This window comes from Sphingomonas sp. 179-A 2A2 NHS (assembly GCF_045371305.1).
GTDB lineage: Bacteria > Pseudomonadota > Alphaproteobacteria > Sphingomonadales > Sphingomonadaceae > Sphingomonas.
In genome coordinates this window covers 1-24,750 of sequence record NZ_JBIQDE010000009.1, presented here as the reverse complement: position 1 = coordinate 24,750, position 24,750 = coordinate 1, and the positions used below count along the sequence as shown (strand labels likewise).

Sequence of the window (24,750 nt, the reverse complement as noted above, 5' to 3'; positions counted from 1 at the left end):
ACAATGATTGCCAGGTCGAGACTGCGTACCTTCTTATTGTGCTCCGCGGTGGCGGTTGCCGGCGCGGCTAGCCCCGCGCTGGCGCAGGACAGCATCGCCGATGCGCCCGCCGCCGCGCAGGATCCGGGCGACATCGTCGTCACCGGTTCGCGCATCCGCTCGCCGAACCTCGAGAGCGTGAGCCCGGTCACGACCGTGGGCGCAGAGGAGTTCGCGGTTCGCGGCACGGTACGCACCGAAGACCTCGTCAACCAGCTGCCGCAGGTGTTCGCGGCGCAGGGCGCGGCCAACTCGAACGAGGCGACCGGCACCGCGCAGGTCGACCTTCGCGGCCTCAGCCCGTCGCGCACCCTGGTGCTCGTCAACGGCCGCCGCCTGCCATACGGCTCGCCCAAGAACATCCCGTCGGACTTGAACCAGGTGCCGACCCCGCTGATCCAGTCGGTCGAAGTGCTGACCGGCGGCGCATCCGCCGTTTACGGTTCGGACGCGATCGCGGGCGTCGTCAACTTCAAGCTGATGGACAATTTTAGCGGCATCCGCTTCTCCGGCAGTGTTTCCGGCTTCCAGCACACTAACGACCGCGACGGGCTGCGTGACCTGCTCGACCGCAACAATGCGATCGTGCCGGGTGCCTATGAGAAGCCCGAGAAGACCATCTGGAATGGCTTCACCACCGAATTGTCGGCGGTCGTCGGCGGCAACATCGACGATGATCGCGGCAACGTGACGGCCTATGCCACGTACCGCAAGGTGAACCCGATCCTGCAGGCCGATTACGATTACAGCGCCTGCGCGCTGGGCGCGACGGGCGTCGGCGGCAACGACTTCTCGTGCAGCGGCTCGGCCACCAACGCGCCGGCGAATTTCACCAACACCGGCGGCGTCCCGGGCCTGCCGACGTCGTTCCGCGCGTCCGACGGCCGCTTCGTTCCGGGTTCGGCGACGTACAATTTCGCGCCCTACAATTACTACCAGCGCCCCGACGAGCGTTACGCGCTGGGTGCGATGGCGCATTACGAGGTGAACGAGAACTTCATCCCGTACATCGAAGCATCGTTCATGGAGGACCGCTCGATCGCGCAGATCGCGCCGGGCACCAACAGCGCCGGCATCGCGATCAACGCCGGCGGCATCAGCGGCATCAACTGCGACAATCCGTTCCTGAGCGCGCAGCAGGCCGATTATCTGTGCACCAGCCGCGGCCTTTCGACCGGCAGCATCTATGACGCGGCAGGCAATTACGTCGGCCCGCAGTCGATCGCGAACGGCGTTCTCGTCGCGCGTCGCAACGTCGAGGGCGGCAATCGTCAGGACGACATCCAGCACCAGAGCTATCGCATCGTGCTGGGCGCGCGCGGCGACATCGCCGGGCCGTTCAAGTATGACGTGTACGGCATCTATTCGAAGGTGAATTACCGCAGCCGCTTCTCCGGCGATGCGAACCGCCAGCGGACGGCCAACGCCTTCTATGCGGTGCGCAATTCGGCCGGCCAGATCGTCTGCGCGATCAACGCCGACGCCAACCCGAACAACAATGATCCGAACTGCTCGCCGCTCGATTACTTCGGCGCGGCAGCAAGCGCGGACGCGGTGGATTACGTCTCAGAGGTGAAGACCATCACCGGTGACACGAACCTGGTGAACGTCGTCGCCGCGGTGAACGGTGACCTTGGCGAATGGGGCATCCGCTCGCCGCTGGCGAACAGCGGTGTCGCGGTCGCCTTCGGCTATGAATTCCGTAAGAATTCGGTCGATTACCAGCCGGACGAAATCTATCAGGCGGCGGCCAGCCCGGAACTGCCGATCAAGGGATCGGTCGCGGTGAAGGAGTTCTTCGGCGAGTTGATCGTGCCGCTGGCCGAGCAGCAGCCGTTCTTCCACAGCCTGTCGTTCGAGGGCGCGTATCGCTACTCGGACTATGACAGCGGGTTCAAGACCGACACGTACAAGCTGGGCCTGAACTGGTCGCCGGTGCGCGATTTCCGCCTGCGCGGTTCGTACCAGCGGGCGGTGCGTGCGCCGAACGTGATCGAGCTGTTCTCCAGCCAGCAGCTGTTCGAGGTCGAACTGACCGAGAACGCCAACGGCTCGTTCGATCCGTGCTCGGGCCCGACCCCGATCGCGACCGCGGCGCAGTGCGCCCGCACCGGCGTGACGGCGGCGCAGTACGGCAACATCGTCGACAACCCCGCGGGCCAGTTCAACTCGCTGATCGGCGGCAACGAGAACCTGCAGCCGGAAACCGCCAAGACGCTGGCGCTGGGTGCGGTGTTCGAGCCGCGCTTCATCCCGGGCCTCACCATCTCGCTCGACTATTTCGACATCAAGGTCGAGGACCTGGTCGGCAGCGTGAACCCGAACCTGTCGATGGCGAACTGCATCAGCAACGGCGATCCGTACTTCTGCAGCCTGATCCAGCGCAGCCCGTCGGGTTCGCTGTGGCAGGGCGAGAACGGCTACTTCCGGCGCTTCAACGTCAACACCGGCTCGCTGCAGACCAAGGGTGTCGACGTGGTGGTCGATTATCGCCTGAACCTCGATGACCTGGGGATCAACGCTGGCCGCCTGAACTTCAACCTCGTCGGCACCTACCTCGACTCGTACAAGACGGTGCCGCTGCCCAACTCGCCGCAGGCGGACGTGTATGAATGCGTCGGTCTCTATGCGGGCCTGTGCGGCCGGCCGCGGCCGGAATGGCGCCACAAGTTCATGACCACCTGGGCACCGGCGGACCGGTTCAGCCTGACGGGTACGTGGCGCTACGTTTCGTCGGTGAAGATTGCCCAGACCAGCAGCCAGCCGGCGCTGACGGGCAGCTTCTCGGGCGTGAACCGCGAGCTTGGGTCGCGCAGCTACTTCGACCTCGCCGCGTCCTACGAAGTGCGCAAGGACTTCACCTTCCGCCTCGGCATCAACAACCTGTTCGACAAGGATCCGCCGCTGACCACCACCGCGGCGATCGAGGACGGCGGCAACGGCAATACCTATCCGCAGTTCTACGATGCAACGGGGCGCTACCTGTTCCTCAGCGCCACGGTCGGCTTCTAAGAACATTGCCAATGGCCGGAGGCGCGCGGTAGCGCCTCCGGCATCTTTTGTGGGTGGGGAATTGTTATGAAATTGCGTTGGTGTGCCGGTGCCGCGATGGCGCTCGTCCTGTCGTCTGCCGCCGTGACGGCTTCGGCCGCGCCCGTGACGGACGCCGATCGGGCGATGGCGCGCCAGATGCTGGAAGAGGCGATTGCGACCCCGACGGCCAAGGGCCGCGGGCAGGTGCCGACGCTGATCGAGAAATATTCCGCGCGGCTGCGCGAGGCCGGCTTCACCGCCGACGAGATCATGACCGTGCCGGTCGAGATTGAGGGCGAGAAGACCGCCGGGCTCGTCGTGCGCTACGCCGGGCGCAATGCGAAGGCGAAGCCGATCGCGTTCCTGGGCCACATGGACGTGGTCGACGCATTGAAGGAAAACTGGTCGACCGATCCGTATGTCCCAACCGAGAAGGACGGCTACATCTACGGTCGCGGGTCGACCGACAACAAGGCCGGCGTGACGGCGCTGGTCGCCAGTTTCATCCGCCTCAAGAAATCGGGCTTCGTGCCGGAGCGTGACCTGCTGCTCGCCTTCTCGGGCGACGAGGAAAGCGGCATGATGACGACGCGTGCGCTGACCAAGCACCCGCTCGTCTCGCGTGCCGAGTTCGCGCTCAATTCCGACGCCGGTTCGGGTGCGATGGGGGAGGACGGCAAGTACCGCTTCAACATCCAGGCGGCGGAGAAGACCTACGCGAATTTCGCAATCGCCGCGAAGAATTCGGGCGGGCACAGCTCCGCGCCGCGCGCCGACAATGCGATCTATGATCTCGCCCGCGCGCTGACCAAGCTGGAGGCGCTTCGCTTCCCGGTCGAGTTCAACGAGATCACCCGCATCATGGTCGCCGACATGGCGAAGGAGAAGGGCGGCGAGCTCGGCACCGCGCTGACCACGCTGCTGGCGAACCCGAACGATGCCGCGGCGCGCGCCGTGGCGGAGAAATATCCGCACCAGGCGAACATCCTGTGGACGACCTGTGTCGCGACGATGCTGCAGGCGGGCAATGCGCCGAACGCGCTGCCGCAGAATGCGACCGCCAACGTCAACTGCCGCATCTTCCCGGGCACGTCGGTGGCGGATGTGCAGAAGACGATCGCGCAGGCCATCGGCAACGACAAGCTGACCGTCACGCTGGTCGGCGAAGGCGTCGCGAGCCCCGTGTCGCCGGTGAACCCCGCGCTGTTCGCACGGCTGCAGAAAGCGATGGACGCGACCTATCCGGGCGTGACGCTGAAGCCGAGCATGTCGTCGGGCGGCACCGACGGCCGTGAGTTCCGCAGCGCGGGCATCCCGACCTACGGCGCGGGTGCGCTGGCGCTGGGCGCGGACGACAGCCGCGCGCATGGCACCGATGAGCGCGTGCCGATCGCAGGCTATCTGAAGCAGCTCGATTATTGGGACTTCCTGCTGCGCGACCTCGGGGGGCGCAAGTGATCGGCGCTCTCGCGCGGCGCGATGTGCTGCGCGGGGCGGCCGTGGGCGGGGCGCTCGCCGCGCTGCCCGCGGCAGTGTTCGGGGGGCAGGCGGCGTCAGCGCTTTCCTTCCCGCCGATCGCGCCGATTTCCCGCGCCGAGCGCGAGGCGCGGCTGGCCCGGATGCAGGCGGAGCTTCGCCGCCAGAACATCGGGGCCCTGCTGGTCGAGGCAGGATCGAGCCTCGTCTATTTCACCGGTGTCGACTGGTGGCGCAGCGAGCGTACCACGGCGGCGGTGATCCCCGCTGACGGCCCGGTGCTGATCGTCACGCCCTTCTTCGAGGAGCCGTCGATCCGCGAGATGCTCGACGTGCCCGGCGAAGTGCGCGTGTGGCAGGAGGACGAAAGCCCCTTCGCGCTGATTGCCGGCTGGCTGAAGGAGAAGAAGCTGGGCGCCGGCACGCTGGCGGTGGAGGAGACGGTGCGCTTCTTCATCGTCGATGGTGTTCGCCGGCTGCTGCCGGGCCTGAAGACTGTCTCGGGCGCCAGCGCCGTCAATGCACTGCGCATGATCAAGAGCCCGGCCGAGATCGCGCTGTTGCAGCGCGCCAACGACATCATGATCGCGGCTTATCGCGCCACCCACGGCCAGGTGCAGGCCGGGATGACCGGCAACGACATCAACGCGATCATGGAAGGCGAGCTGAAGCGCTTCGGCGGGCAGCGCGCGTCGAGCAGCGCGCAGGTGGGACCGGGCAGCGCACTGCCGCACGGCTCCAAGGAACGGCTGAAGCTGACCGAAGGCACCGTGGTGCTGATGGACTGCACCTGCAGCATGCACGGCTATGTCTCTGACGTCTCGCGCACCTTCGTGTTCGGGGAGCCGACCGCGGAGCAGCGCCGCGTGTTCGGCCATATGCGCCAGGGCATGAATGTGGCGATGGACGCGGCCAAGGTCGGCGCCCCGGCGGGCAGCGTCGATGACGCGGTGCGCAGCTATTACGAGAAGCTTGGCTACGGGCCGCGCTACGCGCTGCCGGGGCTGTCGCATCGCACCGGCCACGGCATCGGCCTCGACGTGCACGAGCCGGTGAACCTGGTGCATGGCGAAACCACGCCGCTCGCGCCGGGCATGTGCTTCTCGAACGAGCCGGGCATCTACCTGCCGGGCAAGTTCGGCATCCGCATCGAGGATTGCTTCACCATGACCGAGCAGGGGCCGCGCTTCTTCACGCAGCCGCCCTCGTCGCTCGACAAGCCGTTCGGATAAAAGAGGAGGGGGCTGAAATGCCACGATTGAAGAGCTTGTTGGGCGGCGCTGCGGCGTTCGCCATGGTGGCGCTCGCGCCCGCGGCAATGGCGCAGGAAGAACAGTCCATGTCGCCGGCGCTGCCGAAGATCATGAGCCTGCGCGATCAGGCGCAGCTTCGCGATGCGTGGCTGGAGCGCCGTTTCGAGACCGTGCTGCCGCAGCTGATGCGCGAGAACGGCATCGACATGTGGGTGCTGATCGCGCGCGAATATCTGGAAGACCCGGTCGTCTCGACGATGCTGAACGCGACGAATTTGCGCGCGCGGCGGCGGACGATCCTCATTTATTTCGATCCGGGCGAGGGCAAGCCGATCGAGCGGCTGGTCGTCAGCAAGCACGGTATGGGCAATCTCTACCAGCCGGTATGGGACATGGAGAAGCAGCCCGATCAGTTCGCGCGCGTGCGAGAGCTGATCGCCGAGCGGAACCCGAAGAAGATCGCGCTCAACATCTCGTCGCTGACGGCGTTCGGCGATGGCCTGACGCACAGCCAGTACACCGATCTGATGAAGGCGCTGACGCCGGAGCAGCAGAGCCGCATCGTCTCCGGCTATCCGCTGGCGATCGGCTGGCTGGAGACCCGCACGCCGGAGGAAATGAAGGTCTATCCAGAGATCGTGCGCGTCGCGCATGCGATCATCGGCGAAGGCTTCTCGCCCGCGGTGGTGAAGCCGGGCGTGACGACCAACGAGGATCTCGTCTGGTGGTATCGCCAGCGCGTTGCGGACCTCGGCCTTGCATCGTGGTTCCACCCCTCGGTCGAAGTCACCCGCAAGGGCACGCCGGGCGTGCTGCGCGAACAGGCGAGCGTGATCCAGAAGGGCGACATGCTGCGCGTCGACTTCGGCATCCATTATCTGAACTTCAGCACCGATACACAGCATGTCGCTTACGTGCTGCGCGATGGCGAGACCGATGCGCCGGCTGGGCTGAAGGCTGGCTTGCGCGACAACAACCGCGTGCAGGATGCCGTGACGAGCGAGTTCCGTGTCGGCGCGACCGGCAACGAGGTGCTGAACCGCGCGCGGGCGAAGGCGATCGCGGCGGGGCTGAAGCCGACGATCTATTCGCACCCGATCGGCTATCACGGCCATGGCGCGGGCAGCTCGATCGGCCTGTCGGAAGAGCAGAAGTTCGTGCCGACCGGCGAATACAAGCTGCGGCCGAACATCGCTTGGTCGATCGAGCTGATGGCGACCAGGGCGGTGCCCGAATGGGGCGGCCAAATGGTCGATTTCAAGAGCGAGGAAGACGCCTTCTTCGACGGCAAGACCGTTCGCTACATCGACGGGCGCCAGACCAAGTTTCACCTGATCGGAGCACGCTGACGATCCCTTTTACCTGCCGCCCCCGCGGCGGGCCGTTGCGTGTTTCCACACTTGGTGGGTCTCATCATCCTCGATGAGACCCACTTTTTATCGGTGCGTCAGGGGCGCGGCAGGAGGATGAATTCGTCCTGCGCACCGTCCAGGAAGCGGAAGGTGCCGTCCGCCGCGAGGAAACCGTCCTCCTCGTGCATGAAGCGGACCTTCTGGTTACCCCATTCGGGCACGTTGTGCTGTGCATTCAACTCGATCGACCAGGCGGTGTTCGGATCGATGCGATAATCGCCGCGGCCGGGCGCCGGCTTCTGGCTTTCCCAGGCGCCGATCCAGGTGCCCGCGCCATGGCCGTGATAGCCGATCGGATGCGAATAGATCGTGCCGTCGATCTTCTCCGCCTCTACCTGCCGGCGTGCCGCTGCCAGCACCTCGTTGCCGGTGCGGCCCGGCTTCAGCGCCGCGACCGTGGCGGCGCGCACGCGGTTCATCGCGGCAAGACCGTCCTTCAGGCCCTTGGGCGCATCGGTCTCGCCGGGCTTCAGCACGTAGGCGAGGCGCTGGATGTCGGTGTTGAGCCCGAGATAGGTGATGCCGAAATCGACGTGCAGCATGTCACCCGGCATGATGATCGTATCGCCGCGATGGCCCATCTCCTGCACGCTGAACTTGCCGCCGTCGGCGCGCTGGATCGCGACGCTCGGCTGGAACCAGGTGTCGAGCCCGAGCGAATTGATGCGGTTGCGGAACCACCAGACGACATCGTCCGAGGTGGTGACGCCGGGGGTGATGACGCGTTCGGAGAAGCCTTCCTCGATGATCGAGTGCGAGATGCGCGAGACGATCGGATAGGTCGCCATTTCCTCCGGGATGCGCGTTTCGAGCCAGCCGAGCGCCAGCCGTTCGTGCGCGACGAGGCGCTTCGACATGTCCGGCCCCAGCGCGCGGACGATCGCTTCATAGTGAGTGGAGCTGAGCCCATCCGCGAGCGGGAAGCCTTCCGAGCGGTTCAGCGCAATCGTCGCGGGGTTGCGCTCAGCAATGATCTTGGCGAGCTCGGCCCATTGATCGGGCTGCTCGTCCGGGTTCCAGGCGGGCTGGAAATCACCGACCGGATAGCGTGCAAGGGCGAGCTTCTCGATCGGCTTGCCTTCGCCCGGATCGAAGAAGACGAGGATGGTGCGGCGGCGCGCGTGGAGCCAGGTGGCAGGCAGCATCGTCGCCATCACCGGATCTTCGTTATACTCGCCGGCGACGAGCACCCACATCTGCACCTTGTCACGACGCATCAGCGTGGGGAGAACCTGTTCGAAGCGCAGCTTCAGCCAGCGGTCCTCGGTTTCGGCGCGCCGTTCGAGCGGCAGGATCGCCGGCATCGCCGGGACCGGGCCGGTGCCCGCGGCGACGGGAGCCGCGCCGAGCGCCGCGGCCAGAACCAATGAAATCACTCTATCCCCCTTGTTCGCATTTCGAACTTTTGTTCGCTGCGCTGTGGTATCGGCTGCAAGTGACATTGGGAAGAGCGGGTGCGCAACGATCCGTCGCACTTTTCGGGGTGCGATGCGCAGGTGCGCGCGGCATAGTTCGCGGGCCCGGCATTCGACCGGAAGCCAACAGGAAGAGAGGCCAATGCAGACCATCGCCGCCGTCGCCCGTGTTCCCGAGGGGGATTTTTCGATCGAGCCGGTGGAGGTGGCGGCGCCGCGCGCGGGGGAGGTGCTGGTGCGGATCGCGGGCGTCGGCGTATGCCACACCGACCTCATCTTCCGCGATCAGTTTGCGCCTTATCCGCTGCCGGCGGTGCTGGGCCATGAGGGCGCGGGCACGATCAAGGCCCTGGGGGAGGGCGTCGAGGGCCTGGCGGTGGGCGACAAGGTGGTGCTCGGCTTTTCGAGCTGCGGCCACTGCCCGCGCTGCGAGGAGGGGCTGCCGAGCTATTGCCGCACCTTTCCGCCGCTCAATTATGCCGGGATGCGGCTGGAGGATGGGTCAAAGGCCTTCTCCCGGGGCGATGAGGCGATCTCGTCGCACTTCTTCGGCCAATCCTCGTTCGCGGCGCTGACGGTGACGCGCGCGCGCAACGTGGTGAAGGTGGAGACCGACGCGCCAGTGGAGCTGCTGGGGCCGCTCGGCTGCGGCTTCCAGACCGGCGCGGGCGGGGTGATGCGATCGCTTAGCGCGATGCCGGGATCCTCGATCGCGATCATCGGCGGCGGGCCGGTTGGTCTAGCCGGGGTGATGGGCGCGGTGATCCAGCGCTGCGAAACGATCGTGCTGGTCGAGCCGATCGCCGCGCGGCGCGAGATCGCGATGCGGCTGGGCGCGACCCATGTGGTCGATCCGGCGGGGGCCGACCTGGCGGCGGCGCTGCGCGAGATCGTTCCCGAGGGGCTGGACTATGTGTTCGATACCAGCGGCAACGTGGGCGCGATCGAGGCGGGGCTGGCGTCGCTCGGCAGCCATGGCGCGATCGGGCTGGTCGGCGTGCCCAAGCGCGCGGATGCGGCGATCAGCGTCAACATTTCCGCGCTGATGACGCCCGGCCACCGCATCATCGGCATCATCGAGGGCGACAGCGATCCGCAGACGTTCATCCCCGAATTGCTGAGCCACCATGCCGCGGGGCGTTTCCCGTTCGACACGCTGATCAAGACCTACCGCCTGGACCAGATCAACGAAGCGGTCGCTTCGCAGGCGCGCGGCGAATGCATCAAGGTGGTGCTGATCCCGTAACTTCTGTTATGCGGGGCGCAATAGAATCAGGAGAGAGACGCGATGAACTTTGACAGTGACTATCGCATGCTGATCGGCGGCGAGCTGGTGACCGGCTCGGCGACGCTCGACGTGGTCAATCCCGCCAACGAGGAAGTGATCGCCAGCGTACCCGACGCCACGCCGGAGGATCTCGACAAGGCAATCGCGGCCGCGCGCAAGGCATTCCCCGGCTGGGCCGCGACCCCGATCGCAGAGCGCAAGGCGAAGCTTGCCGCGCTGGGCCAGGCGATCATGGCCAATGCCGATCCGCTGATGCGCCTCCTGACCAAGGAACAGGGCAAGCCGCACGCCGAATCGCAGGGCGAGGTGATGGGCGCAGGCTATTGGCTGATGGCCGCCTCGCAGCTCGACCTGCCCGTCACCGTCAACGAGGATTCCGAGGAGCGCTACAGCGAGACCCGCCACGTGCCGCTGGGCGTGGTGGGCGCGATCGCGCCGTGGAATTTCCCGATGATCCTGGCGATGTTCAAGGTCGGCCCGGCGTTGCTCGCGGGCAATACGATGGTGCTGAAGCCGTCGCCCTTCACGCCGTTGTCGACGCTGAAATTCGGTGAGCTGGCAGCCCAGCTGCTGCCGCCGGGCGTGCTCAACATCGTCACCGGCGGCGACGATCTGGGCCCGTGGATGACGAGCCACCCCGGCTTCGACAAGATAAGCTTCACCGGATCGACCGCTACCGGCAAGCGCGTGATGCAGTCGGCCGCGCCGACGCTGAAGCGCGTGACGCTGGAGCTGGGTGGCAACGATGCGGCGATCGTTATGCCCGATGTGGATGTGGAAAAGGTCGCGGAGGAATTGTTCTGGGCGGCGTTCCGCAACAACGGCCAGATCTGCATCGCGACCAAGCGGATGTACGTCCACAAGGATATCTACGACCAGTTGCGCGACGCGCTGGTTGCTTATGCCAAGACGGTGAAGGTCGGCGACGGATCCGAACAGGGTACGCAGATCGGCCCGATCAACAACAAGCAGCAATATGCCCGGGTGCTGGAGCTGATCCAGGACGCCAAGGATAAGGGCTACAAGTTCCTGATCGGCGGCGAGAAGGCCGATGTGCCGGGTTATTTCGTGCCGGTGACGATCCTCGACAATCCGCCCGAGGACGCGCGGATCGTGCAGGAGGAACAGTTCGGCCCGGTGCTGCCGCTCCTGAAGTTCGACGACGTGGACGATGTGGTCGCGCGCGCCAATGCGACCGACTATGGCCTCGGCGGCTCGGTGTGGGGCAATGACGAGGACAAGGCGTTCGAGATCGCGCAGCGCATCGCCAGCGGTACGGTGTGGGTCAACGAGACGCAGCATCTGTCGCCGATGGCGGCGTTCGGCGGCATGAAGCAATCGGGCGTCGGCGTCGAAGGCGGGGTCGAGGGGCTGTTGGAATATACCAACGCGCAGACCATCGTGCGCAAGAAGCGCAAGGAAGCGGTCGCGGCCTGAGCCGAATCACCTGCCAGCCATAGCTGAGCATCGGGGCCGGGCGGCACGCTGCCCCGCCCCTTGTTTTTGTCCACGTCCGCCCGCGCCCTTTTTCGAGCCGCAGTGGCGGAGCGCAAATATTTGGTAGGGTTTCCATGCCATTGCCGTCTGCGGCGTAATGCCGAACAGACAAGGGCGGACGGCATTGGGGCGCGAGCTTGAACCTTCCCTGCGACGAGCCTGATGCGGATCGTCCAGCGGCTTGTCCTGATCGTATTGCTTGCAGCGATCCCGGTGGGGATTCTGCAAAGCATCAACCTGCGCCAGCAATACCGCCACGAGCATGAGGAGTTCGCCCGCATCGCACTCCAGACGGCGAACCGCGCGGCGGCCGAACAGGGGCGGATCGTCGATGGCGCGCATCAGCTATTGGCGGCGCTGGCCCAGTTGCCGGCGGTGCGCGAGGGAGATGCGGAGGCCTGCGGCGTCATCCTGCGCCGGCTGAAGGCACAATTCCCGATCTATCTCGGCATCGGGGTCAGCAACCCGAAGGGCGAGGTGTGGTGCAGCAGCATCCGCCCCGGGACGGTGGTCGCCGATCGGCTTTACTTCAAACAGGCGGTGGCGACGCGTCGCTTCACGAGCGGCGGCTATGTCATCGGGCGCATTTCTGGCCAGCGAAGCCTCAATTTCAGCCTGCCGTTCATGCACCCGTCGGGCGCACTTGGCGGGGTGCTGGTCGCGGGGCTGGACCTCGACGCGCTGGCGCGCGATCTCGGCAAGATCCAGCTGCCGGCAACGGGGCGGCTGGTGGTGGCGGGGCCCGACCGGCGGGTGCTGATGGACCTGCCGGGCAACAGGAATGTCGGCGCGATCCTGCCCGCCTCGCTTAGCGCTGCCTTCGATGCGCAGCGCAGCGGCGTCGCGGACCTCAACTGGATCGATGGCAGTGCGCGGCTGGTAGGCTTCGTGCCGCCGCGTGCCGAGCCTGGTGGGCCGTTCCTGATCGCCGCCGGGATCGATCGCGATTACGTGTACACTGCGTTGGCGCGCCGCGCCTGGCTGGAGGCCGGAACGCTGCTTGGCACGTTGGTCGCGGCGCTGCTGATCGCCTGGTGGGTGGCCACGCGCTTCGTGCGCGAGCCGGTCCGCCACCTCGCCTCCGCGGTGCGCGCCTGGCGGGAAGGGGACACCCGCGCCCGCGTCGGCCCCATGGGACGGGGATCGGAGTTCGACGATCTTGGCCAGGCGTTCGACGCCATGGCCGAACGGGTGGACGAGCGGCAGCGGCTGCTGCGCGCGGTGCTCGAAAGCACGACCGATACGGTGATCACCTTCGACCCGAAGTGGAAAGTGACCTTCGTCAACGAACGCGGGCGGCTCCGTCTGGGCGGCGACGAACTGGTCGGCCGAACCGTTTTCGAGGTATTCTCCGGCGCCCACAGCGACGAAGCGGCGGAGGCATTCCGCGTTGCGATGGACGAGCGCCGGCCGATGGTGATCGACTTCGACTATCCGCCGCTCAAGGCCCGGTTCGAGGCCAACGCCTATCCGACGCGCGACGGCGGCCTTGCCATGTTCATCCGCGACATCAGCGAGCAGCACCGCGCCCGGGAAGAACTGCGGTATCAGGCGCTGCACGATTCCCTCACTGGCCTGCCCAATCGCAGCCACGCGATGAGCATGGCGGCGGAGCGGCTGGCGGAAGGCGCGCTTTCAGCCCTGATCCTGATCGATCTCGACGGGTTCAAGCACATCAACGATCGCTATGGCCATGCAGTCGGCGACGCGATGCTGCGCGAAATGGCGGCTCGGCTGGAGCAGTGCGCGGCGGAGGAGGCGGGCAATGGCTGCGCGATGGTTGCGCGGCTGGGCGGCGACGAGTTCGTCGCGCTGCTGAGCCAGACGACGCGCGAAGCCTGCATCGCGTTTGGGCAGGGGATCATCGAGCGGATCGGGGGCGAGCCGTTCCTGGTCGACGGCCAGCTATATTATGTGACGGCGAGCTGCGGCGTCGCGCTGGTCCGCGATGCGGCGCACGAGGATGTCGCCGACCTGCTCGTGGGCGCTGACCTCGCGCTGTATCGCGCCAAGGACGCGGGCGGCGGCGCGTGCCGCGTCTATTCCGCGGCCGACCGCGCCGAATACGAGGCCCGCCGGGTGCTGGAGGACGAAGTGTCCCGCGCCGTCGCGGCGGGTGAGTTCGAGCTATATTTCCAGCCGCAGGTGCGCCTGTCAGACGGTGCCTGGGTCGGCGCCGAGGCATTGCTGCGCTGGCGCCATCCGGAGCGTGGCCTGATCGGGCCTGCATCGTTCGTCGAGATCCTGGAACGCAGCCGCCATGCGACGGCAGTGGGGGAATGGGTGCTGGACGAGGCGTGCCGCGAAGCGGCCGCCTGGTGGCGCCGCGGGCATCGCCTGCGCATCGGCGTGAACCTGTTCGCCGAGCAGATCCGATCGAGCAATCTGCTGGCAACGGTGGAGGCGAGCCTCAGCCGCCATGGCCTGCCGGCGCAGGCGCTGGAACTGGAGCTGACCGAGAATATCGCCCTCAGCTACGAAGACGATATTTCCGGCAAGCTGCTTGCGCTGCGCACCATGGGGGTGCGGCTGGCGTTCGATGATTTCGGCACCGGTTTCGCCTCTCTGACGACGCTGAAGAACATTCCCGTGCACCGGCTGAAGATCGATCGCGGCTTCGTCGCGCAATTGCCCTCGGACGAGCATGACAAGGGGATCGTCGAGGCGGTGCTGGCGCTGGCGCGGACGCTGGGGCTGGAGGTGATTGCCGAGGGCGTGGAGACGTTCCAGCAGGAGGAATACCTGCGGGCGCGCGGGTGCGAGGAAGCGCAGGGCTATCGCTATGCCCGGCCGATGCCGGCGCGCATGTTCCGCGCCGAGCTTCTAGCGACGCACGACGCGGCGGCGGTGGGCTGATCGTCCGCCGCCCCCGCTTCCGCAAAGGGGCTGGCCTCTCTCCGCCGGCGGGTTACCGTGCGGCAGGCCCGGGCAACGGGTGAGGAGAGGATAAAGATGGACGCCGAGATACTCGAACCCGATCTGCCGATTATCGACCCGCATCATCACCTGTGGGATTTCCAGCCGCTGCTGCCGAGGATGCCCGAGATCGCGCACCCGTTCGGCCGGATCACGCGGCAGAGCCCGCGCTATTTGTTCGAGGAGCTGCACGCCGATTGCCGTGGGGGCGGCCACAATGTGATCGGCACCGTCTTCCTGCAATGCGGCGCCTTCTACCGTGCCGACGGGCCGGACGAGATGAAGCCGGTGGGCGAGGTGGAGTTCGTCAACGGCGTGGCGGCGCAATCGGCGACCGGCATCTATGGCCCCTTCCGTGCATGTGCCGGGATCGTCGGGCAGGCGGACCTGATGCTGGGCGCAAGCGTCGGCGCGGTGCTGGATGCGGAGATCGCGGCAGGAAATGGTCGCTTTCGCGGCATCCGCCACATCGGCGCGCATGATCCGGATCCCGAGGTTCTGGGGCCGCTCGGCCATGCGCCCGCCGGGCTCTACGCCGATCCGCGCTTCCGGAAGGGGTTTGCGGAGCTCGGCAAGCGCGGGCTCACCTTCGACGCGTGGGTGCTGGAGCCGCAGATCGGAGACGTGACCGATCTCGCCCGCGCCTTCCCGGAGCAGCCGATCGTGCTGGATCATGTCGGCACGCCGCTCGGCCTTGGCAGCTACACCGGCCGGCAGGAGGAACGCTTCGCCGCGTGGAAGGCCGCGATCGACGAACTGGCGACCTGCCCCAACGTGACGGTAAAGCTGGGCGGCCTTGCCATGCCCTTCTGCGCGCTGGGCGAGCTTGGCCCCGACACGCGCACCGATGCAGCGACGCTGGCCGCGCTGTTCCGCCCCTATGTCGAGGCGTGCATCGCCGCCTTCGGGCCGCAGCGTGCGATGTTCGAAAGCAATTTCCCGGTCGATCGCTGGGGCGCCGACTATGCGACGCTGTGGAATGCCTTCAAGCTGATCGCGCGCGGCGCGAGCGCGGACGAGAAGCGGGAATTGTTCGCCGGCGCGGCGGCGCGCTTCTACCGGCTGGAAGGTCTGCCGGGCTGAATGGAAGCGGGCGGGGCGGCCGATACGCCGCCCCGCCTGCGCGCTTACTTCGGCATGCCGCTCATGCCGCTGGCCTTGCGCAGCGCGTCACCATCGAGGCGATAACCATCCAGGAACACGGTGCGCACGTGGCGCAGATTGCCGAGATCCTGCGACACGTCGCCATCGACAAGGATGATGTCCGCCTTCTTGCCCGGCGCGATCGATCCGGTGCGATCCGCCATGCCGGTTAGGCGTGCCGGGATGATCGTCGCGGTCTGCAGCGCCTCGGCATTGGTGAGGCCCGCGTCCTCGTAGAGTTCGAGCTCGCGCACCAGTTCGACGCCCCAGCCGTCGGTGCCCGCGACGATCGGCACGCCCGCCTTGTGGAGCCGCCCGACGACGCCCACCATCTTGGCGAAGCTGGCGCGGAAATCTTCCCGCGTCAGGCCGTCGAACAGCGGATAGCCGGGGATCTTCCAGCCGCGTGCCACCGCCGGCGGTGAGACATGGACGAAGGGCGCATATTCAGGTGCGACGGCCGAGCCGTCCGACGTCATCAATGGCTCCCACACGGTGAGCGTCGGATCGATGACCGTCTTGCGCTTGGCGAGTTCGGCGTAGAACGCCTTCATCTCGGGCGAGTCGAGATCGATCTCCTTGCCGTATTTCGCTGGCCCTTCGAGCCTTGCGGCAGTGTTCGCCTTGTCGACCACCGCCTGCGGCAGCGCCTGCATGATGATGAAGTTGATGTGGGTGATCTCGTCGTAGCCCGCACGCACCGCATCGAGCGGGCGCATGCCCGCCGGGATATGGCCGTGGACGTGGAGGCCCAGCTTGTGCGCCTCCGCCGCGGCGGGCGCGATCCACGCCGGGTTCATCGAGGTGTAGAATTTGACGCCCCACATGCCGGCGTCCTTTACCTTGCGCACCGCGGCGATCGCCTCGGCTTCCGAGCTGACCGTGAGCGCGCCCTGCGCGGCAAGCGGATCCTTGCGATCGATGATGATCGACACGACGCCGTCCGGCGCCAGAAGATCGCCGGCTGCGCGGCGCTTCTGCAGGCTTACCGTTTCGTCGATCATTGAGCCGGGGCTGCGGTAATTGGTCATGCCGGTGGCAAGGTTCTGCAGCAGGTTCCAGTCGTCGCCGCCGACGTGGCGATGCGCGTCCCACAGGCCCGGCGTCAGCGTCTTGCCCCGGCCGTCGATCACAGTGGCGCCGGCGGGTGCCTTGATCGAGCCGCCCGCGCCGACCTTGGCGACCTTGCCGTCGGCAATCAGCACCGCGCGATCGGGCACGTAGCGGCCGGCCTCGGAATCGAACATCAGCACATGGTCGATCAGCGTCGCGGTGCGGTTCGCCGAGCTGAGGAAGCCGCGCGCGACGTCGCGCACCATCGCGGCGGTGGCCTCGTCCTGGATATCCTTCAGCTTCGGCCCGGCGGCCTCATAGCCCGCCGGCAGCAGCGAAATGACGCCGGCCATGCCGAAGAAGCGGTTCTGCTCGTCCAGCCAGACCGGCGATGGGGAGAAGCCCCAGCCCTGGATGAAGGCGAGCTTCACCGTCTTCGGCCCGCTCGGCCCGTCAATCGGCACCGAACGATCGATCGTCAGCGTGGCATGGCCGCCCGGGAGCAGATCGACGCCCTTGGGGCCGGCGGCCACCAGCGCGTCGACGTCGTGCTCGCTGGCGAGCCAGGGGCCGCCATAGCTGCTGTAGCGCTTGCCGGCGAAGGGTGCGGAGCCAGAGTCCACCGCCGTCTTCCAGTGCGCGATGCCCTGGTCGTCAACGCGGAACTCCTCCGTCGCATCGCCGCTGTCGGTGAAGCCGCGGATCGCCATGCCGGTGGGGCGACGATCGGCGCCAAGCGTCACCACCTTGTCCGTCTCCGTCACCCAGCCGCGCAGCGACATCGACATGCGATAGGCCACGCGCGAATCCGGCATCGTCCACGACCAGACGTCCCCGTGCTTCCCTGCCGTCGAGCTGATCGTATAGTGCCGCGCGTCCGCCGGCGGCTTCAGCAGCTGATCCTTGGTGATCTGCGTCGACGCAGGCTTGGCAGCCGCGGCTGCGGCGGGCGCGGCGGTCTGGTGCGCGCTGGCAGTGAACGGCACGACGAGCGCGGCTGCAGCGAGCAGCGACGCGAGCATGGAACGACGCATGGTGTGAAGATCCCCCCCCGATCGATTGTGGTCGCGAGTGTGCCGGGGCGGCGGGGTTTAGGCAACGGGGCTGGGCGGCATCGCATGCCGCCCCGCCCAGGCTATCAGTGCAGCGGCTCACCCGAAATGGTGATGCGATGCATCAGCCGGCGATGGCCGTGATAATCGTTCATCGCATAATGCCAGGTGGAGCGATTGTCCCAGATCGCGATCGAGCCCGGCGCCCAGGAGACGCGGCAGTGGAAGCGATCCTGCATTGCCACCTGGTAGAGATAGGTGAGGAGCGGCACGCTTTCCTCCCGCGTCCAGCCTTCGAAATGGAGCGTGAAGGCGGGGTTCACGTAGAGGATCTCCCGGCCGGTTTGCGGATGGCGGATCACCACCGGGTGGACGGCGCGGGTGCGCTCGTCATGCCCCTTCAGGTCCGCGCCTTGATCGGTCTTCGAATAGATGCCGTCGGCGCTGTAGATATGATCAGCCGAATGAACGGCGCGCAGCGTGCGCAGCGTCGCCTTCAGCCCCTCGGATAGGGAATCGAACGCAGCGCCCGGGCTGGCGAACAACGTGTCGCCGCCGGTCGGCGGCGTCTCGCGCGCGAGCAGGATCGATCCCATTGCGGGCACCTGATCATAGCTGTGATCGGTGTGCCAGCCGCCGCCGATATTGGTCTGCTGGTTCTCCGCCTTGCGCACTTCGGCGATTTCCGGATGGCCGCCGTTCGCCGGGAAATACTTGTTGACGCCGATCGGCCCCCAGCGGCGGGCGAAGGCGATATGCTGCTCGGGGGTGAGCGACTGATCGCGCACGAACAGCACGCCATGGCTCGCCACCGCATCGCGCAGGGTGGCGAAGGTCGCCTCGTCAAGCTGGTTCAGGTCAACGCCTTGCGCTTCGATCCCGACGTGGTCAGACAGCGGGCGCATCTCAACTGATGACATCGTTCCTCTCCTCATCTGCGTTGCAGGGAGGATAGAGGCCGAGGTGGCGGTGTAATGTCACCTTCGTTACATTTCTTGCGATGACTGATCGCGACGACTTGCTCGGCATCCGCTGGTTCGCGCGCCAGCCCGTGAACGTGCGGATGCGCATCGCTGCAGAGGCGCGGGCGGCGGCGCTGGCGCCCGGCCAATGGGTCTTTGGCGAGGGAGACGAGACGACCGGGCTGGTGATGGTGGTCTCCGGGATGCTGCGGCTGGAGGCGGCCGTGGGTGAGCGCATGGTGCTGGTCGGTGTCGCGCGTGCCGGTGGCGTCTTCGGCCAGTCGAAGCGGCGCGGCGGCGGGCCGCGGATCGTCACCGCGCGCGCAGGCCCGGTAAGCCGGATCGTGACGGTGAGCGATGCGGCCTTGGAGCGGATCGGCGCCGAGCTGCCGGTGCTGTGGCAGGGGGTCAGTGAGCTGGTTTACGGCCAGCTGGACGCCAGCGTCCATGGCCTGGCGCAGATGCTGGCGCTGCCGCCCGCCGCGCGGGTCGCCGCGCGGCTGATGCTGTTCGCGGACGATGGCGAGGTGCCGTTGAGCCAGTCGGATCTCGACGAACTGTGCGGCCTTTCACGCAAGACCGCGAATGCACACCTTTCCGCGATGGAAGCGGCCGGCGTGATCGCGCGGGGTTATGGCAGCATCAGGCTGCTCGACCGCGCGGCGCTGGCGCACCTCGCGGGCTGAGCGGCGATCAGGAGGGCTGGGCGGTCGGTGCGCGCCGCGTCACCGTTGGCGCAGCGGTACGGGCGGCGGGGCGGTGGAGCAGCGTAAGGCCGCCGGCACCGATCACCAGCAGGGCGACATCGATCGCGAGCATACCGCCGGCCGCCGGGAACGAAATCGCCGCATGGCCGAGTGCGGTCACGATCAGCGCGGCAAATGTCGCACTGCGCAGCCGCAGTTGGGTGATCCAGCGCGGAGAGAAGGCGCCAAGCGCGAGGAGCGCGGCAAGGAACAGCCAGAAGCCGGCAACGAGCGGCGCCTGCGGCCCGGCCACGCCACGCAGCCAGGCAGTGAGGATGAGGCCAAGCGGCGTGGCCCAGATCACGACGTGCCAGCACGCCTCCAGCCGGTCGCTGCCCATCCCGCGGCGGCGACGCTTGGTGAGCCAGAGCGTCGTCCCCGTCGCGGTGATGACGCAGAGCGCGAGGCCGAGTAGCATGTAGGCGATCTCGACCGGCAGGCCACCGAAGTTGCCGAAATGGAGATTGTAGGTGGAGGCGGCGAGCTGCTTGCCGATCGGGCCGTCCGACAGGCCGACCGGCCCGTGCCAGTTGCCCGCGGCGTCGAAGGTGTAGGTCTCGCCGTAGATCAGCCGGCGCGGATGCTCCGCGATCACCTGAACGTGCTGGCCGCGCGTGCCGGGATCATGCGCGATGATATAGGTGGGAAAGGTGCCGGGCACGCGCGTCTGCACTGCGCTCAGCGCAGCCGCGATGTTGGGCAGCGGGGCCGGTGCGGGATCCTCCGCTGGCTCGTCGCCGAAGATGCGCGAATAGACAGCGTCCGTGTCGCCATTGGCATAGGCCTTTGCCAGAACGCTGGCGCCAACTGTGCTGAGGCCGATGAACGCGCCGGTCAGCGTCACCGCCAGCACGAACGGCAGCGTCCAGACGCCGAGCCGGTTGTGCCAGTCCGCGCGCGCGATTTGCGGATCGTGGCGGGTGCGCAGGCGGAAGGCGTCGCGAACGATGCGCGGATGGGCGAGGACACCGGTGATCGCCAGTGCCGCCAGTGCGACGCCGAGTGCGCCGACGATGATCATCCCGACGATCATCGGCAGATTCAGATACTCGTGCATCCCGATGACGAATTCGGTCCAGCTATGCGCCTCGGGCGCGACGACCTTGCCCGTGCCGTCGACATACCAAGCGCCATTGTCGGTGGTGACGACGGCACGTGGCAGATCCTCCGTTGGCATGCGGATATAGAGGTGCGTGGTGCGCGGCTTTCCCGCCTCGCTGGCGACGACCGCCTCCATTGCGGCCTGGGCGGCGGCGGGCGAGAGGGTGGCGGTTTCCGCGACGCCAGGCTGCTCCCAGCGCTGCCAGCGATCGTGGATCACGACGATCGCGCCGGTTAGCGCGATGATATAGATCAGCGCGCCGGCTAGGAGGCCAAGCGCCGCATGGCCGCCGAGCGCGCGCTGGACGAGCGTCTGCTGCTTGCTGGTCCGGGCAGTCGTTTCGACGGGCGCGTTCATGCAAGACCCCACAACAAGGTGCCGAGGAGAGCGGCGATCGCTGGCGGCGCGATCATCTGCGCCGGTCCGCTACGTGTCATCTGCCACGTCATGAGGGCGCTCCACAGCAGGGGTTGAAGAAGGAAGGTGAGGACGACCGCGTCGGTATCGCCGCTGCCGTTGCGGCGGGCGAGCGCTTGGGCGCCGAAGGCCAGCCACTGCGCGGCGGCGAAGGCGACCGGCACGACGAGGACGAACACGGCGATGCGGCGGGCAAGGTCTCCCGAGCGGCGCGGCAGGCTGATCGAAGGCGGCTCGCGCGGCGGACGCCCGGCGCGCGCGGGTTCGGTCCAGCCGGCGTAGAGCACCGCAAGAAGGGCGGCGACCATGCCGACCACCCCGCCCATGGCGAGGCCCCACGCGCCGTCTTTGGCGGTTAGCACCCAGAGCGCGGCGATTCCCAGCATCCAGCCAGCCACCGAGATGCTGCGCCGCCCGTCCCAGCCGATCCGCACCAGGATCATCGCCAGGACGATTGCGAGGAGGGCGGCGGCGTTCACGTCAGAGCCCCGCGCCCGGCCCGAAGCGAACGCTGATCGTGCCCAGCACCGTGCGCGGCGCGCCATAATAGCCGCCGTCGAAGTTGAGCGCGGTCAGATACTTGGCGTCCGTCACGTTGCGCACGTTCACGCTGGCCGCGACGTTGGGCGTCAACTCGTAGCGGGCGAGCAGATCGAGCAGGGCATAGCCGCCCTGCTTTACTGTGCGAGCCGGCGTGAAAATGCGGCTTTGATACTGGCCCGACGCCCCGAGCTTCAGCTGCGGCAAGGCGGGCGGCGAGTAGCTGAGGTTGAGGCGGGCGGTGTTGCGCGGCACGAACAGGCGCGCGGCAGCACCGGTTTCGTCCTCGATGCGCATCAGCGTGTAGCCGCCGGTCGCTTGCAGCCCCTCGGCAATGCGCCCGCCGACCTCGATCTCGATCCCTTCGGAGCGGGCGTCGACGCCGCGCGAAATGGTGCGGCCGTCGACGAAGTCGACTGCTTCGGCCGTATTCTGCTGCCGGGTGCGGAACAGCGCGACGGTGGCGTTGAGCCGCCCGCCGAACCATTCGCCCTTCACGCCCGCTTCCAGATTATTGCCGCGGATCGGATCAAGCACGCGGAAGTCCGCGCCGATCGCGGTCTGCGGATTGAAGATCGTCGCGTAGCTCGCGTAGAAGCTGAGGCTGGGCGTCACGTCCAGCGTCGCGCCAGCGAACGGCAGGAAGCGGGTGTTGTCGAAGTTGGTGTCGACGCCGTAGGAAAAGCCGCGGCTGACGGCATGGGTGACGTTGCCGCCGACCATCACCTTCAGCGGATCGGCGAGGTTGAGCCGGACGAGGCCGTAAAGCGTCTCGCGCCGCGTCTGCGTGTTCTGGCTGGAGGCATAGGCGGTCGAGAAATCGGTCGGGAAGTTCGGCCGCGGGAAGTTGCCGGCGAGAAGATCCGGGAAGGGCAGATAGACGTTGATCGTCGGAACGTCGTAGCTCGAGCGCTGCTTGTAATCCTGTGCGCTGCGATTGACGCCGATGTTCACGTCATGCTCGCGGCCGAACAGCGTGACGGGGCCGGTGACATAGGCTTCCATCGTCAGGTTGCGGGTTTCCGCGCGAAAGGCGCCGGGATAGCTCTGGATGCCGAGCAGCACGTTCGGGTCCGTCGGGCTGGGCGCAATGCCGTCGGGATCGCCGCGCACCGGCGAGCCGAAGACGTAGAACAATTCGTCCGCCTCGCTGGTCGCGCGGCGGATCGCGCTGAACCGGGCGACCCAATCGTTGCCCAGCTGGTGAGTCACGTCGCCGAAGATCTGGCGGTCGATGATGTGCCAGTTGGACCAGTCGGGCGCGACGTTGGCGGAGCGATCATAGTCGATCCGCGTGCCGTCGGTGTAGCTGAGCGGCAGGGCGCCCCACATGGCGCCGCGGCTGTGGTGATCCTGGTGGCCGTAGCCGCCGCTGATGACGGTGTTGGGCCCAAGATCCGCCTCGATGATGCCATAGCCGACCCAGCGGCGCAGGCCGTAGCGATCGAGATGGCTGTCGGTATCGGTGAAGGCGCCGACGGCCCTCGCCCGCACGCTGCCGTCGCTGGTGAGGGGGACGCTGATGTCGCCTTCCAGCCGCAGATTATCGTACGAGCCATATTGCGCGCTGGCGCTGGCGCGCAAATCCCGCGTCGGGCGCTTGCGGATGAAGTTGACCACCGCGGAAGGGTTGCCGGTGGAGGACAGCAGCCCAGGGGCGCCGCGCAGCACTTCGATATGATCGTAGAAGGCGGTGTCGATCGAGCCCGTCTGGATGCCGAAGGCGAAGGGAACGCCGATGCCGTCCACCTGGAAGGTCTGGATGTCGAAGCCGCGCGCCGAGAAATAGACCCGGTCGGTCTCGTTCGCCTGCACGTTAACGCCCGGCACGGTGGTGAGCAGGGAATTGACGTCGTTGAGCTGGAAATCCTCGATCTGAGCGCGGGTGACGACGCTGATCGACTGCGGCGTTTCGCGCTGCGTGAGGTTCAGGCGAGTCGCGGTGCTCTGGCCGCTGATCGTATAATCGTCGCTACCTTCCGTACGCTGGCCGGTGACGACGATGTCGCCGGTCTGCTGCGTGTCGGCTGCATCGGCCGGTGCGCTGGCGGGTGCGGTCGTGATCGCCGCGGCAGATGCCAGCAGCGAGAAAATGGTCGTCAACGTCAATCTCCCTGATGACGACCGCTGTAATCATGTAGTGCGCTATTGCAAGTCGTTATCAATGTTAGGAGGCACGTTCAGACCGCCTGCTCGCGCTTTTCCGGACGGATGTAGACCGAGCTGATGTCCGGCAATTCCGCCTTCAGCTCTTCCTCGATCGATTCGATCAGCGTCTCGCCCTCACCCATGGTGAGCGCGTCGTCGAAGTCGGCGCTGATCGCGACGAAGACGGCGTGCGGTCCGGTGTGGATGGTGCGCACATGGTTGACGGCGGTGATCTCCGGGCGTGCACCGACGATCGTGCGTACGCGGGCAATCACGCGGGGGTCGGCGCGCTCGCCGATCAGGAGGCCCATCGACTCGCGGGCCAGCACCACCGCGACGAGGCCGAGGAGAAGGCCGATCGCGATCGAGGCGATACCGTCGATCCGCGGATTCCCGAACCAGTGGCTGGCCCACACGCCAGCAGCCGCGATCCCCAGGCCGATCAGTGCCGCCGAATCCTCGAACAGGACGATGAACGCGGCGGGGTCCTTCGACTCGTGTACGGCCTCCCACCAGCCCATGTCGCCGCGCGCCTTGTTGAACTCGCGCACGGCGATCGCCCAGGACGTACCCTCGAGCAGCGCCGCAACGCCAAGGACGATGTAGTTGATCAGCGGATCGCGCAGCGGCTCCGGCGATCGGAAGTGGAGATAGCCTTCGTAGATCGACACGCCCGATCCGCCGGCGAAGATCAGGATCGCAACGACGAACGCCCAGAAATACAGCTCCCGCCCGTAGCCGAACGGGCGCTTTGCATCCGGCGGGCGCTTGGCGCGCTTCTGGCCGTAAAGCAGCAGCAACTGGTTGCCGCTGTCGACCAGTGAATGGACGCCCTCGGTCAACATGGAGGAGGAACCGGTGATCGCGGCGGCGACGAATTTCGCCACTGCGATGCCGAGGTTCGCCGCCAGCGCGCCGAACAGGACGATGTTCTCGCGCCAGCCGCCGTCTCCCTTCGCCTGCGCGTTGCTCATTGATTGTCCCCGGGGCGGGCCGCCCAAGCGGGAGGGACGCGCCGGCCGGGTTGCGGTTCCGCCGCGTCGCGCATCGAGGGAGCATTAGTCTCGCCGGGGCGGCGGGACTCCGGGCCGCCGCGATGATAGCATGATCGCGGTGCTGTCGGTTTGGCCCGTTCGTGTCAGTTTTCGCCAAGCGTTCCGCCGCGCCCTATCCCATTTGACCCCACATTCTCCAAGTAAGTCGCTGATTTCGCTGTCGTAATCGTGATATTTCGCATATAAATCATGGCGTTGACGGC

Annotated in this window: 16 protein-coding genes; 9 read left to right on the top strand and 7 right to left on the bottom strand. The window is 66.9% G+C overall.

Annotated elements, in window-relative coordinates; all coding sequences use genetic code 11:
* The first annotated feature begins 48 nt into the window (after positions 1-48).
* The 4 genes from ACH0AE_RS16795 (at position 49) to ACH0AE_RS16780 (ending at position 7,150) form a co-directional block, all read left to right on the top strand.
* On the top strand, positions 49-3,051 hold the full coding sequence (locus tag ACH0AE_RS16795; protein ID WP_406876025.1) for a TonB-dependent receptor domain-containing protein: 3,003 nt from the start codon (positions 49-51) through the stop codon (positions 3,049-3,051).
* Between the two features lie 66 nt (positions 3,052-3,117).
* Complete coding sequence (locus ACH0AE_RS16790; protein WP_294443539.1) at positions 3,118-4,530, top strand: M20/M25/M40 family metallo-hydrolase; 1,413 nt, start codon at positions 3,118-3,120, stop codon at positions 4,528-4,530.
* Complete coding sequence (locus ACH0AE_RS16785) at positions 4,527-5,780, top strand: Xaa-Pro peptidase family protein (RefSeq protein ID WP_227772711.1); 1,254 nt, start codon at positions 4,527-4,529, stop codon at positions 5,778-5,780. Before ACH0AE_RS16790 ends, ACH0AE_RS16785 begins: the two co-directional genes overlap by 4 nt.
* Positions 5,781-5,797: 17 nt before the next feature.
* Positions 5,798-7,150 (top strand): M24 family metallopeptidase, encoded by a 1,353-nt coding sequence (locus ACH0AE_RS16780; RefSeq protein WP_294443538.1) that lies wholly within the window; start codon positions 5,798-5,800, stop codon positions 7,148-7,150.
* A gap of 98 nt (positions 7,151-7,248) precedes the next feature.
* Here the strand turns inward: ACH0AE_RS16780 and ACH0AE_RS16775 are convergent, their stop codons facing one another.
* On the bottom strand, positions 7,249-8,589 hold the full coding sequence (locus ACH0AE_RS16775; RefSeq protein ID WP_294443537.1) for a M24 family metallopeptidase: 1,341 nt from the start codon (positions 8,587-8,589) through the stop codon (positions 7,249-7,251).
* Between the two features lie 181 nt (positions 8,590-8,770).
* On the opposite strand from ACH0AE_RS16775, the gene ACH0AE_RS16770 reads away from it, so the two are divergent.
* The 4 genes from ACH0AE_RS16770 (at position 8,771) to ACH0AE_RS16755 (ending at position 15,412) form a co-directional block, all read left to right on the top strand.
* On the top strand, positions 8,771-9,874 hold the full coding sequence (locus tag ACH0AE_RS16770) for an NAD(P)-dependent alcohol dehydrogenase (RefSeq protein ID WP_294443536.1): 1,104 nt from the start codon (positions 8,771-8,773) through the stop codon (positions 9,872-9,874).
* A gap of 42 nt (positions 9,875-9,916) precedes the next feature.
* Positions 9,917-11,353 (top strand): aldehyde dehydrogenase family protein, encoded by a 1,437-nt coding sequence (locus ACH0AE_RS16765; RefSeq protein WP_294443535.1) that lies wholly within the window; start codon positions 9,917-9,919, stop codon positions 11,351-11,353.
* 222 nt (positions 11,354-11,575) lie between these two features.
* Positions 11,576-14,269, top strand: coding sequence for an EAL domain-containing protein (locus tag ACH0AE_RS16760; protein WP_294443534.1), 2,694 nt, complete (start codon positions 11,576-11,578; stop codon positions 14,267-14,269).
* Between the two features lie 96 nt (positions 14,270-14,365).
* On the top strand, positions 14,366-15,412 hold the full coding sequence (locus tag ACH0AE_RS16755; protein ID WP_294443532.1) for an amidohydrolase: 1,047 nt from the start codon (positions 14,366-14,368) through the stop codon (positions 15,410-15,412).
* 44 nt (positions 15,413-15,456) lie between these two features.
* Here ACH0AE_RS16755 and ACH0AE_RS16750 read toward each other — a convergent pair whose 3' ends face one another.
* Both ACH0AE_RS16750 and ACH0AE_RS16745 read right to left on the bottom strand, forming a co-directional pair.
* A complete protein-coding gene (locus tag ACH0AE_RS16750; protein ID WP_294443531.1) occupies positions 15,457-17,559 on the bottom strand; it encodes an amidohydrolase family protein in 2,103 nt (700 codons plus the stop codon).
* Positions 17,560-17,663: 104 nt separating this feature from the next.
* Positions 17,664-18,497, bottom strand: a complete 834-nt coding sequence (locus tag ACH0AE_RS16745; RefSeq protein WP_294443530.1) for a TauD/TfdA family dioxygenase — start codon at positions 18,495-18,497, stop codon at positions 17,664-17,666.
* A gap of 80 nt (positions 18,498-18,577) precedes the next feature.
* Here ACH0AE_RS16745 and ACH0AE_RS16740 point away from each other — a divergent pair, with 80 nt between their 5' ends.
* Positions 18,578-19,225: a Crp/Fnr family transcriptional regulator gene (locus ACH0AE_RS16740; RefSeq protein ID WP_294443529.1), complete on the top strand. Its 648-nt coding sequence runs from the start codon at positions 18,578-18,580 to the stop codon at positions 19,223-19,225.
* A 7-nt stretch (positions 19,226-19,232) separates the two neighbouring features.
* Here ACH0AE_RS16740 and ACH0AE_RS16735 read toward each other — a convergent pair whose 3' ends face one another.
* The 4 genes from ACH0AE_RS16735 to ACH0AE_RS16720 form a co-directional block, all read right to left on the bottom strand.
* Positions 19,233-20,744 carry a PepSY domain-containing protein gene (locus tag ACH0AE_RS16735; protein WP_294443528.1) on the bottom strand — a complete coding sequence of 504 codons (1,512 nt, stop codon included), beginning with the start codon at positions 20,742-20,744 and terminating at the stop codon, positions 19,233-19,235.
* Positions 20,741-21,283, bottom strand: a complete 543-nt coding sequence (locus tag ACH0AE_RS16730) for a hypothetical protein (protein WP_294443527.1) — start codon at positions 21,281-21,283, stop codon at positions 20,741-20,743. The genes ACH0AE_RS16735 and ACH0AE_RS16730 overlap by 4 nt, the downstream gene beginning before the upstream one ends.
* A 1-nt stretch (position 21,284) precedes the next feature.
* Positions 21,285-23,447 carry a TonB-dependent siderophore receptor gene (locus ACH0AE_RS16725; RefSeq protein WP_406876024.1) on the bottom strand — a complete coding sequence of 721 codons (2,163 nt, stop codon included), beginning with the start codon at positions 23,445-23,447 and terminating at the stop codon, positions 21,285-21,287.
* A 77-nt stretch (positions 23,448-23,524) separates the two neighbouring features.
* Entirely contained in the window at positions 23,525-24,466 is a 942-nt protein-coding gene (locus tag ACH0AE_RS16720; protein WP_294443525.1) for a cation diffusion facilitator family transporter, read from the bottom strand.
* Positions 24,467-24,750 lie beyond the last annotated feature (284 nt).

What these genes read in the sequence shown, in the direction of transcription:
- ACH0AE_RS16720 (WP_294443525.1), bottom strand. Translation starts at nt 24,466, where the DNA reads ATGAGCAACGCGCAGGCGAAGGGAGACGGCGGCTGGCGCGAGAACATC.
- ACH0AE_RS16790 (WP_294443539.1), top strand. Translation starts at nt 3,118, where the DNA reads ATGAAATTGCGTTGGTGTGCCGGTGCCGCGATGGCGCTCGTCCTGTCG.
- ACH0AE_RS16780 (WP_294443538.1), top strand. Translation starts at nt 5,798, where the DNA reads ATGCCACGATTGAAGAGCTTGTTGGGCGGCGCTGCGGCGTTCGCCATG.
- ACH0AE_RS16745 (WP_294443530.1), bottom strand. Translation starts at nt 18,497, where the DNA reads ATGTCATCAGTTGAGATGCGCCCGCTGTCTGACCACGTCGGGATCGAA.
- ACH0AE_RS16740 (WP_294443529.1), top strand. Translation starts at nt 18,578, where the DNA reads ATGACTGATCGCGACGACTTGCTCGGCATCCGCTGGTTCGCGCGCCAG.
- ACH0AE_RS16735 (WP_294443528.1), bottom strand. Translation starts at nt 20,744, where the DNA reads ATGAACGCGCCCGTCGAAACGACTGCCCGGACCAGCAAGCAGCAGACG.
- ACH0AE_RS16755 (WP_294443532.1), top strand. Translation starts at nt 14,366, where the DNA reads ATGGACGCCGAGATACTCGAACCCGATCTGCCGATTATCGACCCGCAT.
- ACH0AE_RS16760 (WP_294443534.1), top strand. Translation starts at nt 11,576, where the DNA reads ATGCGGATCGTCCAGCGGCTTGTCCTGATCGTATTGCTTGCAGCGATC.
- ACH0AE_RS16765 (WP_294443535.1), top strand. Translation starts at nt 9,917, where the DNA reads ATGAACTTTGACAGTGACTATCGCATGCTGATCGGCGGCGAGCTGGTG.
- ACH0AE_RS16750 (WP_294443531.1), bottom strand. Translation starts at nt 17,559, where the DNA reads ATGCGTCGTTCCATGCTCGCGTCGCTGCTCGCTGCAGCCGCGCTCGTC.
- ACH0AE_RS16770 (WP_294443536.1), top strand. Translation starts at nt 8,771, where the DNA reads ATGCAGACCATCGCCGCCGTCGCCCGTGTTCCCGAGGGGGATTTTTCG.